12 protein-coding genes, 1 tRNA gene and 1 pseudogene are annotated in these 14,757 nt (G+C 68.4%); 9 read left to right on the forward strand and 5 right to left on the reverse strand.

Annotated elements, in window-relative coordinates:
• Positions 1-314: 314 nt before the first annotated feature.
• From D6270_RS13675 to D6270_RS13695, 4 genes are all read left to right on the forward strand, one after another.
• Complete coding sequence (locus D6270_RS13675; RefSeq protein ID WP_158650514.1) at positions 315-746, forward strand: hypothetical protein; 432 nt, start codon at positions 315-317, stop codon at positions 744-746.
• Between the two features lie 446 nt (positions 747-1,192).
• On the forward strand, positions 1,193-2,332 hold the full coding sequence (locus tag D6270_RS13680) for an NB-ARC domain-containing protein (RefSeq protein ID WP_225977051.1): 1,140 nt from the start codon (positions 1,193-1,195) through the stop codon (positions 2,330-2,332).
• A 96-nt stretch (positions 2,333-2,428) separates the two neighbouring features.
• Positions 2,429-2,812 (forward strand): hypothetical protein, encoded by a 384-nt coding sequence (locus D6270_RS33035; protein WP_225976842.1) that lies wholly within the window; start codon positions 2,429-2,431, stop codon positions 2,810-2,812.
• A gap of 883 nt (positions 2,813-3,695) precedes the next feature.
• The gene (locus D6270_RS13695; RefSeq protein WP_109165139.1) at positions 3,696-4,904 is read left to right on the forward strand and encodes an IS110 family RNA-guided transposase; all 1,209 of its coding nucleotides are present in this window, start codon (positions 3,696-3,698) and stop codon (positions 4,902-4,904) included.
• Between the two features lie 94 nt (positions 4,905-4,998).
• On the opposite strand, the gene D6270_RS13700 is transcribed toward D6270_RS13695, so the two are convergent.
• Positions 4,999-6,161, reverse strand: a protein-coding gene (locus tag D6270_RS13700; RefSeq protein WP_225976843.1) for an IS3 family transposase whose coding sequence is annotated in 2 segments (ribosomal slippage) — positions 4,999-5,892 and positions 5,895-6,161 — 1,161 coding nt in all. Because the reading frame shifts where the segments join, the coding sequence is not laid out codon by codon here.
• A gap of 756 nt (positions 6,162-6,917) precedes the next feature.
• Here D6270_RS13700 and D6270_RS13705 point away from each other — a divergent pair.
• Positions 6,918-7,589 (forward strand): hypothetical protein, encoded by a 672-nt coding sequence (locus D6270_RS13705; protein ID WP_225976844.1) that lies wholly within the window; start codon positions 6,918-6,920, stop codon positions 7,587-7,589.
• A gap of 217 nt (positions 7,590-7,806) precedes the next feature.
• Here the strand turns inward: D6270_RS13705 and D6270_RS13710 are convergent, their stop codons facing one another.
• On the reverse strand, positions 7,807-8,169 hold the full coding sequence (locus tag D6270_RS13710; protein WP_225976845.1) for a helix-turn-helix domain-containing protein: 363 nt from the start codon (positions 8,167-8,169) through the stop codon (positions 7,807-7,809).
• A gap of 194 nt (positions 8,170-8,363) precedes the next feature.
• Between D6270_RS13710 and D6270_RS13715 the strand changes: the two genes are divergently transcribed.
• The 4 genes from D6270_RS13715 to D6270_RS13730 all read left to right on the forward strand — a co-directional run bounded on the left by D6270_RS13715 (position 8,364) and on the right by D6270_RS13730 (position 12,149).
• Positions 8,364-9,236 (forward strand): hypothetical protein, encoded by an 873-nt coding sequence (locus D6270_RS13715; protein ID WP_109165135.1) that lies wholly within the window; start codon positions 8,364-8,366, stop codon positions 9,234-9,236.
• 218 nt (positions 9,237-9,454) lie between these two features.
• The gene (locus tag D6270_RS13720) at positions 9,455-10,369 is read left to right on the forward strand and encodes a site-specific integrase (RefSeq protein WP_109165134.1); all 915 of its coding nucleotides are present in this window, start codon (positions 9,455-9,457) and stop codon (positions 10,367-10,369) included.
• A complete protein-coding gene (locus D6270_RS33040; RefSeq protein ID WP_225976846.1) occupies positions 10,366-11,871 on the forward strand; it encodes a hypothetical protein in 1,506 nt (501 codons plus the stop codon). Before D6270_RS13720 ends, D6270_RS33040 begins: the two co-directional genes overlap by 4 nt.
• A 205-nt stretch (positions 11,872-12,076) precedes the next feature.
• Positions 12,077-12,149, forward strand: a tRNA-Arg gene (locus D6270_RS13730).
• Between the two features lie 129 nt (positions 12,150-12,278).
• Here the strand turns inward: D6270_RS13730 and D6270_RS13735 are convergent.
• From D6270_RS13735 to D6270_RS13745, 3 genes and pseudogenes are all read right to left on the reverse strand, one after another.
• Positions 12,279-12,521: pseudogene (locus D6270_RS13735) on the reverse strand (alpha/beta hydrolase); the annotation flags it as partial.
• 208 nt (positions 12,522-12,729) lie between these two features.
• The gene (locus D6270_RS13740; protein ID WP_109165133.1) at positions 12,730-13,605 is read right to left on the reverse strand and encodes an aminoglycoside phosphotransferase family protein; all 876 of its coding nucleotides are present in this window, start codon (positions 13,603-13,605) and stop codon (positions 12,730-12,732) included.
• 124 nt (positions 13,606-13,729) lie between these two features.
• Positions 13,730-14,611 carry an adhesin gene (locus D6270_RS13745; protein ID WP_109165132.1) on the reverse strand — a complete coding sequence of 294 codons (882 nt, stop codon included), beginning with the start codon at positions 14,609-14,611 and terminating at the stop codon, positions 13,730-13,732.
• Positions 14,612-14,757 lie beyond the last annotated feature (146 nt).

Below are 14,757 nucleotides of genomic sequence, written 5' to 3' on the forward strand. Positions count from 1 at the left end.
CGGTCCGGTCACCGCCAGGGCGAGAAGCCAGCCCCCGTGCATTCCGGTCTGAGCAGCCCCCTCGCGCGCCAGGAGCCTGCGCTACATGAATCGCTCCGACTCAGATGAAGGCTCAATCGGGGGCCTGCCCGGCGATCGCATGGTGGTCAACCTTGACCGCCCTTCGATCAAGTCGCTCAGGGTGGCGCACCTCAGCCCGGCCCTCCCTGCATCACAGCTCACCCGTCCGACACTCAAATCTTGCTACTCAAGCAGCATCACCTCAAGATTGAGGCATGCCGTCCTCCACTGCCCCTTGGGTCCCATGGCCCCGCTTGGACCGTCGCACCTACCTCCTCCTGCTGGACGACCAGCGACGGCTCCTTCTGTGCGGCGGATGCTGCGGCGGCTGGACCGTCCCCCAGGTACGCATGCCGGCCAGCGCCAACTTCCTGGACTCAGCCACCCGGTTCCTGCAGGAGCGATTCAAGGTGACGGCTCCACGCTATGGATCGGTGTATGGCATCCGGCAGTCGCGCACCGGTGAAGGCTGGGAGTTCGACCGAGCCACGGCTACGCGGGTCTTCATCGTCCACATCAGCGACGGCGAAGGATCGGCGATTGAGAAGCAGTCGGTCACACACGCCCGATGGAGTATCGAGGAACTGCGAAGGCGAAGAAGGGAAATCTCCCCCGAGGGGATCGTCCTACTGGTCACCGGTTACGTCGAAGGATGGATCCCCGATGGCCCCATCACTCTCCGCTGAGAGTGGCGCCGCAGCGCCAGCAGACACGCCCTGGTCAGCGATCTGATTACCTAGGAGCCACCGCGACGATCCCATCTGTGTGACCGGCGAGATCGAGCCCTGGGCAGATAAAGGCGGCGCACTCGGCATCGAGCCCGGACGTGATCGCCTGCATGTTGGTCGCCGCCCTGGTCCGCCAAAGTGAGTTCGGGGCCACGATCCGCACCCACCTCTGGTGTAACTGCGCCGAGGCGGCCTTGACCAAGGTCCTCCATAGCTGATGCGCTTGGGGAGTTGGGCGTCGGACTCGGGGGCTTCGTGGTCAGGGCTGGTCTAGGTTCGATGTGTCGTGCCCGTGGTAGCAAGACAACTTCGGTCTTTCCGCTCGGTGGACGGGCGGCCCACGCATGAGACTCCGGCAAGGGATCACGATCGGTGTCGTGGCAGCCGGAGGTGCTGTGACGACGATGCTCGTGGGACTCGTCACGAACGCGGTGTCCGAGTCGGAGTGGCCAGGTTGGTTGGGGTGGTTACAGCGACATGCCTGGTTCTCGTTCGCCGTGCTGGGCGGGGCCACGGTCGGGCTGACCATGCTGCTCGCCGCACTGTCGGAGACCCGCACGCCCCTGCGGTCCACTGAGCCGCATCAGCCGGGGAACGGGGCGGAGCCTCCAGGGGCCGCCTTGGTGCTGCGGTCGCTACCGCGCGACACCGCGGCGTTTACCGACCGGAGCGCCGAACTTGAGGCGCTGGTCCGCTCCGTGAGGGTCTCGCAGGAGAGCGGCTCGGCGCTGCCCGTGCATGTGATCGACGGGATGCCCGGGGTCGGCAAGACCACGTTCGCCGTGCACGCGGGACATGTGCTGTCGGAGCAGTTTCCGGACGGGCAGCTCTTCGTGAACCTCAACGGGCACACGACGGGACGCACCCCGGTGCAGGCCACCGAGGCGCTGGCTTCGTTGTTGGCGGCGACCGGTGTGCCCGCACAGCGGATTCCCGTCGGCGACGACGTGGGCGCGGTCGCCGAGGCGCGGGCCGCCATGTGGCGGAGTCGGCTCGCGGACAAGAAGGCGCTACTCATCCTCGACAACGCGGCCAGCTATCGCCAGTTTGAGCCCCTGATCCCGGGCGGGAGCGGCTGTCTCGTGCTGGTGACCAGCCGGAAGCGGCTGGCGGCGTACGAGGAGGTGGTCCTGCCAGTGGCAGCGTTGCCGCCGGAGCACTCTGTCGACCTCTTCGTACGCCTCAGCGGGCGGCCGGCGGACTCGCTCGACCATGCCGTGCTCGCGGAGCTGGTGGGGCTGTGCGGGTATTTGCCGCTGGGGGTTTCGTTGCTTGCAGCGCGGCTGCGCCATCATCCGTCGTGGAGCGCCGAGGACCTGCGGGCGCGGCTGGTGGCGGCACGGGACCGGCTGGGAGAGCTCCGGGCCGGGGAGCGCGCAGTCGCCGCGACGTTCGACCTGTCCTACCGTGACCTCGCGCCGGAGCGGCAGCGCTTCTTCCAGCGTCTCGGCTTCTACCCTGGTACCGACCTCGACGCCTATGCCGGTGCCGCGCTCGGCTCAGTCTCGGTGGCCGCGGCGCGCGAGCAACTCGACGCGCTCTAAGACGCCCATCTGATCGACGAACACCCTGGAAGCCGTTATCGGCTTCATGACCTCTTACGCGACTACGCCCGCGGTCTCGCCGACGAGGGAGGCACCATGGAACAAGTTCAGGCCGTTCAGCACGTCTGCACCTACTCCTTGGCCGCCCTTGCCGTCGCGAACGGACACATCCTTCGCAGTGGCGCCGCTGCACCAGCGCCACCAGGCGTCGCCGCGCAGGTGGAGACGCCGCCTATGGAGTCGCGTACGGCGGCCCTTGGCTGGCTGGAGAACGAGCAGGCGAACGTCCTCGCCTGCATCCGGCGGGCGAACAATCTCGCGCTGCATGAGCTGGTCATCCGCATGGCTGCGGCCATGGCTCCCTTCCTGCGGCAGGCCGGCCCCTGGCCTTCTACAAGTCGCTGGGATTCGCGGAGTTCGATGGGAAGATCGTCTACCGGGTGGACACCAATACGGGCTGAGGGCGGGGTGCGGCTGTGAAGGAAGAGCGGTGCGACCGGTGTGAATGCATCGTCGGGTTGGGATGCGCCTGCTTGCCAAACGGGGTCGTATCGGAAAGACGTGCTGTACCGCAGCACAGACAGGAGTGGCGGCGCTTCCCCGCGGACACGATCCTGATCTCGCCGACGCGGTACGCGCACCGGCTCGGGGCCTGCGCCCACCTGACCGAGGAGTTGGTGACGGCCCCGCGCTGGGGCTGTATCCCCGAACCGCCGCACGGGGCTCTGGAACCGGTTGAGCAGCAGCCACCCAGCGACCGCGACAGAGGGGGAAACCACACGGCAGGCGGTACGACGGTGCGAGGAGTGCCAGTCGGCATTGTCGTGATGTAAGCCGCCGTAGACACGGTCGCACGTGACCGACCTGGGCTCGCCAGGTGCCCGTGCACAGGGCTGCAGCCGGACGCTGCAGCCCTGCGGGTTTGGGTGTGGACAGGTCTTTGCTTTCCGGCCGGTGGTCCGCGCCGCGCCGCCGCCTTTGCCCTGGTAACGGCCTTGCCGTTGGCGGCGGTAGCGGCCCTGTTTCAAGCGCCAGTTCAGGCCAGCTATCGAGCTTGCGAAGCAGAGCTCCAGGCCGTGTCTCGGCTGGCGGCTCCCCCCCCCGTTATGTTTTTCGCGGTCCTGCAAGAGGGCCGCTGGCCTCCGGGCCCGGCATGACTGTTGCCCCCTGTCGAACGGATGACCTGGGGGGGTGGTGTCACCGGGCCCGAGGGGTGCCGTCGGAGACGCTGATGAGAGGTCCGACCACCGCCCGGCCGGGCGCAATGCCCGGCCGCTTACGGGCGGCAGGTCTGCATAACGTGGATGCGCGAGAACGGCCCCGACGCCCAGGCCAGCACGGGTATCGAGCAAGTGGGGGCACGATGATCGACACCAGCGGCGTAGGCGTCTTCCTGGGCCTGGATGTCGGCAAGACCGCTCATCACGGCCATGGACTGACCCCGGCCGGTAAGAAGGTCTTCGACAAGCCGCTGCCGAACAGCGAGCCTAAACTGCGGGCCGTCTTCGACAAGCTCCGCGACAAGTTCGGCACCGTCCTCGTGGTCGTGGACCAGCCCGCCTCGATCGGCGCCCTCCCGCTCGCGGTGGCCCGCGACGCGGGCTGCCACGTCGCCTACCTGCCCGGACTGGCGATGCGGCGGATCGCCGACCTCTACCCCGGCGAGGCCAAGACCGACGCGAAGGACGCCGCGGTGATCGCGGACGCCGCCCGCACCATGCCCCGCACACTGCGCTCACTGGAACTCACCGACGAGATCACCGCCGAGCTCACCGTGCTCGTGGGCTTCGACCAGGACCTCGCCGCCGAAGCCACCCGCACCTCCAACCGGATACGCGGCCTGCTCACCCAGTTCCATCCCAGCCTGGAACGAGTCCTCGGACCACGCCTGGACCACCAGGCCGTCACCTGGCTGCTGGAACGCCACGGATCCCCGGCCGCCCTGCGGAAAGCCGGCCGCCGCAGACTTGTCGAGCTGATCCGCCCGAAGGCCCCGCGCATGGCACAGCGGCTCATCGACGACGTCTTCGACGCGCTCGACGAACAGACCGTCGTCGTCCCCGGCACCGCAACCCTCGACGTGGTCATCCCGTCCCTGGCCCGCTCGCTCGCGGCCGTCCACGAACAACGCCGGGCCCTGGAAGCCCAGATCAACGAACTGCTGGAGGCCCACCCTCTTTCCCAGGTCCTGACGTCGCTGCCCGGCGTCGGCGTCAGGACCGCCGCAGTCCTCCTGGTCACCGTCGGCGACGGCAGTTCGTTCCCGAGCGCCGCCCACCTGGCCTCCTACGCCGGCCTCGCACCGGCAACCAAGTCGTCCGGGACCTCGATCCACGGCGAACACGCACCCAGAAGCGGAAACCGGCAGCTCAAACGCGCCATGTTCCTCTCCGCGTTCGCCGCCCTGCACGACCCCGCATCCCGCACCTACTACGACCGCTGCCGAGCCCGCGGCAAAACCCACACCCAGGCCCTCCTCCGCCTCGCCCGCCACCGCATCAGCGTCCTGTTCGCCATGCTCCGGGACGGCACCTTCTACGAGGCACGCCAGCCCGAGGTAGCCGCCGCATGACCACCTCGGGCTTGACGAAGGACATAGAGGCACCCCCCCTTCAGCAGGCGCATCACACGGAGGGGTCTGATGCAGGGTTGGGTGACAGGTGTGGTCACGCGGCCCGGAGGGCCGGTTTGGTCATGACGATCTCGAACTCGACGGGGGTCAGCCGGCCGAGCGAGGCTTGTCTGCGGCGTCGGTGGTAGGTCCTTTCGATCCAGGTCACGATCGCTATCCGCAGTTCCTCGCGGGTGGCCCACTGCCGGCGGTCGAGGACGTTCTTCTGCAGCAGGCTGAAGAACGACTCCATGGCCGCGTTGTCGCCTGCCGTCCCGACCCTTCCTATCGAGCCGGCCAGCTGGTGGCGGGCGAGCGCCCTGACGAACTTCCTTGATCGGAACTGGGAGCCCCTGTCGCTGTGGACAATGCAGCCGGCGACGTTGTCGCGGCGGGCAACAGCGTTGTCCAGGGCTGCCACGGCCAGGCGGGACTTCATCCGATCGTCGATGGAGTAGCCCACGATTCTCTTGCTGTAGGCGTCCTTGATCGCGCAGAGGTACAACTTGCCTTCCCTGGTGGAATGTTCGGTGATGTCGGTGAGCCACAGCCGGTTCGGGCCGTCCGTCGTGAAGTTGCGGCGGACGAGGTCGTCGTGCACCGGCGGGCCGGCCTTCTTGGATCGCCCGCGCTTCTTCCCGAAGACGCTCCACCAGCGGTTGTCGCGGCAGATCCGCCACGCGGTCCGGTCGGACATGCCAGAACCGACGCCGCGGGCCTCGTCGGCCAGGAAGAGGTAGCCGAACTCCGGGTCCTCGCGGTGGGCGTCGAACAATGCGTTCGCGCGAGCCGCCTGTTCGAACTCGGCAGCGGTCACCGGTCGGTCGAGCCAGCGATAGTAGGGCTGGCGGGCGAGTTTCAGAACCCGGCACGTCACCGTGACGGGACCCCCGTCTCCGGCCAGCTCTTTCACGAGCGGGGAGATCCTTTTCCCGGAAGATTCGCCTGCGACAGATAGGCCGCCGCCCGCCGCAGGACCTCGTTCTCCTGCTCCAGCAGCTTGATTCTCCGTCGGGCCTCTCGAAGTTCCGCGCTCTCCTGGCTGGTCGTCCCGGGCTTCGTGCAGTCGTCGATATCCGCACGGCGCATCCACTTCCACAGCGTCATCGCGTGGACGCCGAAGTCGGCGGCCACCTGCTCGACAGTGACGCCCGGGCCGCGGTTCCTCGCGACCCGCACGACGTCCTCGCGGAACTCCTGGGGATAAGGCTTGGGCACAGCGACATCCTTCCCACCTGCCCTACAGGGCAAGCCAGTTCAGATGTCACCCGATCGTGCGGCAGACCCGAGGGTTCTGTACGTGGCGAGGAACGTGCTCGGAGTATCAATCCGGCAACCAGGGCACCTCGCGCCTTTGTCCTTGCCCAGGTTCACGCCGGGCGGGACATAGACACTGGAGCCCCGGGGCCCGTAGAGAGCGCGGGATGACTGACCGGAGGTCATGTAGGGCTTGCGCCCCTCACGATGCAACACGAACTCTATCTGTCACCTACGTACTCCTCTTGCCCCTCTATAGGGTGAAGGGAAGAATCAGGGCACTGAGGGGTCGGAAGATGAAGTGGGAATGAGCCTCTCAGGACCCACGCGTGGTTGCTCAAGGTCGTTGAGCCCAGGTGGTGTTCAACCCTGCAGGATGTGAGCACCTGTCACCACTGCCCTGCGGCAGGAGCCAGCTAGCCGAGCGAGCTCTCCGGTGGCTTTCTCCTATCCCGCCTAGGGAATCCGGGCTGGGCCGTTCTCCTGAGTGCCTCTCACAGACTGAGCTGTGGTCGGGTTCTCAAGTACCCGCGTACAGGGGTCGCGTCAAGTTTTAGGGGCCGTCACACGAGGTCAGAGCTACCGTGATCCGACGATTTTCCGGGGCCTGAGGCATCACGCTCCCGACCTCTCTGACGCGCCCTGGGCTGCTGGCGGATCCCCCGGTGACTATCAGAGCGGACGGGACTGTGCTGTCGAGGCCCTATGGTGATCGCCATGCAGCCCACCGACAGTGGCGCCGCGTCCGCCAATCCCAGCTGGGTCGCGGTGGATATGGGTGCCCTGATTCACCAGTGCGATGCCGAGTTGGCTCAGCACGACGCCATGCTCGACCGACTGACGTCGGGAGTCGCCGCGCTGGAAGCTGAGAAGCAAGCGGTGCGCTCCGCGCGCCAGCAGGTGGTGCTCACTCGCGAGGAGGCGCTGCGCGTTCAGGAGATGCTCCACGCGGCAGCCCGGGCTGGAGCCGCTCTTCGTAGCGGGCAGCGCGAGGGTGGGGCCAGTTTCAAGGACGTGCCAGATCCTGACGAATGCAAGGGGAGCGACGCCTGCGCCGATGAGGCTGCGGACAGTTCGGATGCGGCGGCCACGTCGGCTGAAGAAGGCAGCCACACCGGCAAGGCTTCGACAGCGTTTGACGCATCGAAGCTCGGCCCTCGCGGCATGCAGGCCATGCAGATCATCAACAGTGAGCCCACGCTGCAGTGGACCGGGAAGCTGCTCGCGGTACGGCTGGAAGGCCAGGAGGTCGAGGCCGACGGGAAGGCGCACAATCGCGCGCGGACGCTCATGGACGACCTGGCAAAGAAGCAGCTCGTGGCGAAGATGTACTCGGATGATGGTCGTCGCTGCTACTTCGTCGCGGCCGCGGCAACGGAGGCCGCCTAGAGGCACCCCAAGGCGACCGCCTCCCGCGCTGGCATGGTTCCTAGGCCGACGCATCAACGCGGGAGGCGGTCTGACGACTCTGGGCCGTACCCCCCACGCTACCGGGCAATTCCCGGGCGAGGGGCCGGTTCGGCCTGCGTTCCCTCGATCGAGAGGCCGACCCTCGCATGACAGGCGCATCATCGGACTTTTCCCGGCTATCCGACCCGGCCGGCTACTACTCCTCGCCGCTTCGCCGATGCGAGGGAGTGGGCTGGTGACGGGCACCGTCAGCGCCTGCGGGCCAATCGGTGTGACGCGGCCAGAGCATCTCGTCGAGCGTCTCCTCGATGCTTGCGAGCGTAAACATGTCGGGCCAAACGGTTCCGGCAAGGATGTTGGAAATGACTTGCCGGTTGACGCCGGACGCAGTCGCCAGCGCGTTGGCCGACAAGCCGCGCCGCTCCATCGCCTCCGCCAGGGCTCGGGCTACGGCCTGCCCGACCTGTGCCTGCCGGGCGCTATCCATCACTGCGTACGGCCAGTGGCCGGACACGGCATAGTCGCGCGGCTTCTTTCCACGTCTCGTTCCTCCGGGCATGCGACCAGTGTGACGGACGGGATGCCGACTTGCTCACCCCGCACAATCATGGGTTGCTATAACAATAGCAACCCATGATTGGTCGCGCTTCCATCCCAGCCGGTTTGAAAGGATTGGTATCTACAGTGTCGACTCGCCAGGCGGGAACACCGCCGACCAACGGCCGCGCCAGGCTGAGGCCTGAAGAGCGGCTGATGCCGTCGCCCAAGCTGCGGGCGGAGCAGTACCTCCTAGTCACAGTGGCCGCCTGCTCGGCGGTCAACCCGGTAGGGGCTGAGGAACTGGCAGCGGTGACTGGGGTCTATGCCAAGAACTGCGGACTGGTGCCGGTGTTCATCATGAACACCGGACTGCTCACCAAGGGGCACCGGCGAGCGACATATCTGCCCAGCGAGAAGGGTCGGTACATCGCACGTGCCTTCGCGCGCGGTGAAGCCGAAGGGCTTGGAGCCCTGAGGACGAAGTGGAGGGGGCAATGGTTCGCGCGAACGGTCAGAGACCGTTGCCGACACGGCCCCGTCTCCCGCGAGGGCTTGGTGGCCACCCTCATGGTGGCGGCCAAAGCCGGGCCTGAGCGCATCAAGCAGGCCCACGTTCTACTCGATCTGATGGTCGCGGTCGGTCTCGTCACGGTGGAGGAGTCCGGCGAGCTGAACTATTTCGAGGGCGCCAGTCACACAGACGCCCCGCCCACAGGCACCCAGAGCACCGACACGCCTCACGAGGCACCGCAGGCTGCCAACGAGGACGACGAGCCGAGTGCAGCCGAGGAACCGTTGCCTCAGGACGAGTGTCAGTCCGGCAGCACCCGACAGCCTGACTCCGAGGGCGTGCAAGACGGTGCCGAGCAGCCGCAGACGGAGGTACCTCGCCCGCGTACTGAGGCCCCCGGCGGCCAGCCACCTGGGGGAACGGGCCCCGATCAGGATCTGTTGTCGCTTCTGCTGCCACCGGTTCTGCTGGCGGACTTGACTCATCTGACTTCGGCGGAGGTCCTCGAACTCCACAGTCACCTGACGGCCGTCACGGCCCTCACCGCCAAACTCCGGGGCCATCGCGTCACCTAGGCCCCGGGACACAAAAACAGTCCGGCAGCGCCAGCTTCCTTGGCCGGTGCGGCGCTGCCGGACTCCCACCTCCACCCGACGACCCGCCCGGCAGCGCCGTGCAGGAAGGGGCTTCGGCATGTCCTCACACAAGGCGAGGAACAACCACCGTAGCGCGATCGATCGCGGGCCCGCCCACGTTCGCGCGAGTTCCGGCCCTCTTCAGGGGCTGGTCCGGCATGGCTAGGCCCACCATCCGCCGGGTGCTGCTCGAAGTCAGCCGTCAGTGGCTGCAGCAGGCAGCCGACGGCGACATGGCCATCGAGACAGTCGACCTCTACATCCAGATCAGTGAACGGTTCGACGTCTTCGCCGACGCCCAGGGTATCCACCGAATGGACGATGTCACCGGACAACTGACCGACTCGTTCATGGACGCGCCCGGCCGCGACCGCCACGACAACATCACCCTCGTTCCGAAAGACGGCACACGGCGGCAGCGCCGCTCCGCCCTCGCCTCCCTCTTCGCGCACGCCCGGGCCCTCGGCATGACCCAGGCCGTGCCCCTGCTCGACTCCCCTCCCATCCCGCGGCCGCCTCGCAGCACAGGCGCCGAACTGACCGACGCGGAAATCGAGGAACTCCAGTTCCACTCCGAACGCGGCATGCCTGCGACCCGGCATGCTGCCCTGCTGGCCCTGCTGCTGTCAGGCCTCGGTAGCGCCGAGACCGCTCAGGCGACCCCCGGCGACCTGGACCTCGCACTAGCCACCGTGACCACCGAAGGCAGCTCGCGCACCACCCCCCGAACCTGCCCGCTCAGCCCCTGGGCCGTCCGCGCCCTCCGCCTGCGCACCGACTACCTAGCCGAGCACCGGCCGGGCCAGCGCCGCCTCGTCACCAGCGACTCCTCCACCCCGTACGCGGCGCAGGCCAGCGTCGGCGCTGGCTTCAACGACATCGCACGGCTCTCGGGCCTCGCCACCACCGCCCGCAGGGTCGAACCCCGCGACATCACCCGCTACGTCGCCCGCCAGGTGCTGCTGCAGACCGGCCAGATCTCCGAAGTCGCCCGAAGGCTCGGCCTCTCGTCCCTAGACAACGCCGCCGACCTCGCCGGACTGGCCTGGAAGATCGGCGGAGATCCGCGATGACACCCCACAGGGCCACGCGCCCCAAGCGCACGTCCAAGACCACCCGCAAGCCCAAGAACACCTCGCCGCCGTACATCTACGGAACGATCCCCGACGACACCTTCGGAGCGAAGAGCGACCCACCAGAACTGCACGGGCCGCAAGCCCCGCACCTGATCACCGACCGCCGTTTCGCCTACCTGATCAATAACCCGGACCTCTACGCCGCGGCCGATACCCTGCCCGGGCCCCGACCGGTCGGCCGACCTCCGCACCATCCCCCCGTCATCTACCTGATCTTCCTGTGCTCGATCTCCGTCTTCGGCTCCGCACGCGCGACCGCTGCCCACTTCCAGGATGAGGACTGGTGGAAGCGCATCCGCTCAGCAATCCGCACACACCTGGGCGACGAGGCCGCAGACGCACTGAGGCCGACCGGCCCCACCCGCAGCAACTGGAATCACTACTTCCGGCGGCACCTCAAGCCCGCTCACGACAAGATCCGTGACATCAGCAGCGACCTGTGGATTGAGCAGGCCCTGGCGCACGGCATGCTCTGCGAAACCAGCAAAAGAACCAGCCGCGTCCGCCCCGAGCGCCAGCAGGTCCTCCACGGCGACGCCACCGTCGCAAGACCTCCCTCCGGGCATTCCGAACACGAGACGGTCGACAAGAGGACCGGCGAGATCCGCCAGCGCCGCGTCGACGAAGACGCCGGCATCTGCATCGAAGGCGGCGGCAAGCAGGTCTACGGCAACAAGTTCCTCTCCACCGCCGTGCGCCTGGCCGCCACCCCTCACAGCCGCGTGATCCTCGCCCTGGAATCCATCCGCCACAAATCTGTGAAGGAAGACCCCGAACGCGAATCGGAAGGCGTCGCCCTAGTCGCCATGGTCAAGCGCATCCTCAAGCGCGCCCGCGGCACCAAGGCCGTCACCTACGACGCCGCCCTGCGCGGCAAGCACCGCGCACCCCTCATCGCCGAAGGCCTCGTCGTGTTCACCCCACAGCACGACGGGCTCACGCCCCAGTCGCTCCTGCGCCACAAGGACGGCTCCTGCTCCCACGACCTCTACGTCGCCGAGGGCAGAGTGTGCGAGCGCCGCTTCATCGACGGCAACGAGACGCTCTACACGCCTCTGCCCGTCGAAGAACTCGAGTGCCGTGATGGAAAGAACAGCACCCGCTTCTACCACCGCATCACCATCCCCTGCCCCACCAAGACACACCAGATCCGGATTCGCGTCGACGAGACCGACGAGGACAGGCAGGTCGACCCGAAGACGAAGAAGCAGCGCTTCAACCGCACCGAACATCTCCGCCAGGTACCTCCCAGCACCCCCGCCGGCCGCCGCCTGAAAGGCTTCCGCCAGGACAGCGAGTCCATCCACTCCCGCTTCGACCAGGCCTACCCCCATGAGCGAGTCCCGGCATATGGCGCCCGGGGAGCCCTGTTGATCTACCTCGGCTACGCCTGGCTGAACAACTCGATCACCCGAGCACTCAACGCACTCCACTCCTGACACCCTCCGCAGGCCACCCCACCCCAGCACCCGACCCCAGGACAAGATCCCCAGCCCGCCACACACCCCGTACATCGAGCACGCCACCCGCTACACTGGCGGCGGCGAGCAGACCCTCACAGGTCGATCACCAACCTGTCCAAAACATGTCAAGAATCGGCTCCATGCATTGCGCCGTTTTAGACACATTTTTGTACAGATCCCGGCCTTCGTAGCTCAGGGGATAGAGCACCGCTCTCCTAAAGCGGGTGTCGCAGGTTCGAATCCTGCCGGGGGCACAACGCGTTACGGCTCTGACCTGGGGATTATCCCCCCAGGGAGAGCTTTCACCCGGCCCCGGACTCCCCGTCCGGGGCCGTCGCCGTTGAGTGGGGGACCCTTCAGCCGGGTGAGGAGTGGGCGGCCGCCTACTTGACGCAGGTCTCGTCCTTCCTGGGCAGCTTGCCCGTCGCCAGGTAGCGGTTGACCTCGGTGTCCACGCAGGCGTTGCCGTACTCCCCGTACAGCGCGTGGCGGTTGGCTCCCTGGAGGGTGAGGAGTCCGGAGCTGGGGAGCTGGTCGTGCAGGGCCACGCTGCCCCGGTACGTGGTGCGGGGGTCTCCGGTGGCGGCGACTATCAGGGACGGGGCGTCGTGGCGTACGCGGGTGGGCGCCGCCAGGGCCGGTGGCGCTGTGAGACCTACGGCGAGTGCCAGCCCTGCGGCTGCGGCGGTGCGGGCCGCCGGGCTGTGGGGGATCCTGATCTTCTCTGCGTATCTCATGCAACAGACGCTATGAGCCCGGGCGTTCGCACTCACTACGGCTGACACCCCTGTTCGCAGGGGGGTCAGCTCCTCCTCGGCCCGGCCCCTCCGCCGGTCACCCCGCGAGGATCTCCCCGAGCACCCACCACGCGTTCCGCGCCATCACCGGGTTCGACTCCCGGTAGGCGGCGAGCTCCATCACCGCTATGGACAGCGCCCAGCCGCGACCCCGCTCCCAGCTCGCGTCGTCGGCCCCGACCGCCGTACGGAAGGTCTCCCTGGCCCCGGCCGGCAGCAGGTACCAGGCCGCGATCAGGTCGACGGCGGGGTCGGCCAGGCCCATGCAGGCGAAGTCGATCACTCCGGCGAGGCGGCCGTCCGCGACCAGGACGTTGCCCGGCTGGAGGTCCCCGTGCACCCACACGGGCGCGCCGGTGAAGGGCGTGGTAGTCAGCGCCTTGTCCCAGGCCTCGGCCGCCGCCCCGGCGTCGAGGACACCGTCCAGCTCCGCGATCACCTTCCGCGTCCCGGCGTCCCGGGAGGCGAGGGGTTCGGCCCGGTACGACGGCGGGGCGTCCGTGACGTCGATGCGGCGCAGCGCGAGGACGAGCTCCCCCAGGTCAGCGGCGAAGAGCTCCGGTGCCCAAGTGCGCTCGCCGGGGGCGGGGTTCGCGCCCTCCAGCCAGGTGCGGACCGACCAGGCCCAGGGGAAGTTCTCCGCCGGCGCCCCCTGAGCCAGCGGCGCCGGGACGGGTACGGGCAGTTGCGGGGCCAGCCGGGGCAGCCAGTGGTGCTCCGTCGGCACGTCCGCCGCGCTGCTCTCCGTACGCGGCAGCCGTACCGTCTTGTCGTCGCCCAGCCGGTAGATCGCGTTCGCCGTCCCGCTCGCGTCGACCGCCTCCACCGGGAGGTCCGCCCACTGCGGGAACTGGGCGGCGATCAGCGTGCGTACGAGGGTCGCGGAGTCGAGGGACGCGGAGTGGAGGGTCATCCGGCGAGTGAACCAGGTGGGTCCGGGGCGGCACAACGTCGTTCGTCCGGCCGCCGGAGTACGGGGTCCTCTGCTGGAGTGCAGGCCGCGCCACCGGCGTACGGGGTTCCTCCGCCGCGCACCCTCACCTGCACACCACCCCCATCTGTGCCGCCGCGTGGTGCGCCCCCACCCGGTCCGCCGCCCCCCAGTCACGGCCCCGGTCGATGAGGAGCACCGCGAACGTGTCGCTCTTCACGGGGTAGTTGCCCACCTCGACCGGGCTCCCCCGGTGCTGCGTCTGACGCACCGCGAACCCGGTGTACGCGCTGTCCGCGTCGGCCGGATCGGAGAGCACCCGGTACACCGTCGGGTCGCCCGCCACGTCGCGGGTGCGGCCCTCCGGCACGAACACCGTCAGCGCGCACTCGCTGAACCCCTCGCCGAGGTGCCAGGACCAGGTGGCGGTGGAGCCCCGGTCCTCGGTGGGGCTGCCCGACATCGGGACGGCGCTGAACCGGCCGTCGCAGCCGCCGCCGGTGAAGCCCCCGGAGGCGACCCCGTACCAGCCCGCCTCGCCCTTCTCGAAGCGGCCGTACTCCCGGTACTCCCCCACCGTGCACCCCGGGCCGGCCCACCCCGTGAAGCGGTGGCCGCCCTCCTCAGGGGGAGGAACCGGGGCCTCCGGCTCCTCCGACGGCGGCTCCTCGGGTGCAGGCTCGCCCGTGGCGTCCTCACCCGGGCCGATACGGGTCGGCGCCCCGCCCCCGATCCGGTCCGGCAGGGCGCCCGTCCGGCCCGCCGCGTCCGTACGGCTCGTGCCGCCAGCCACGCTTCCGCCGCCCGACAGGAGCAGCGCGGCCACCGTCGCCAGACCGCCGGCGGCCACCACGACTCCCGCTGTCAGCAAGGCCTTACGTCGTCGGGGCAAGGTCGAGACACGGCCGGTCAAGGTCTCGTTCGCGACCCAGGAGCCTTCGCCGGCCGCTGCCCCGGAACGGGCCGCTCCACAGCCGGGGCAGACCATCCCCGGCAGGGCGCCGCGTTGACCACCGCAGTGTTGGCACTTCATGACAGGACACCTTGCCAGGGTGGCGCCCGCAGAGGGAGGGCCCACGACCGATGGCCCGTACAGGGATCAGGGACGTACCGGAATCGCGGCCGTTGCAGGGG

Origin of the sequence: Streptomyces griseus subsp. griseus (assembly GCF_003610995.1) — a bacterium.
GTDB lineage: Bacteria > Actinomycetota > Actinomycetes > Streptomycetales > Streptomycetaceae > Streptomyces.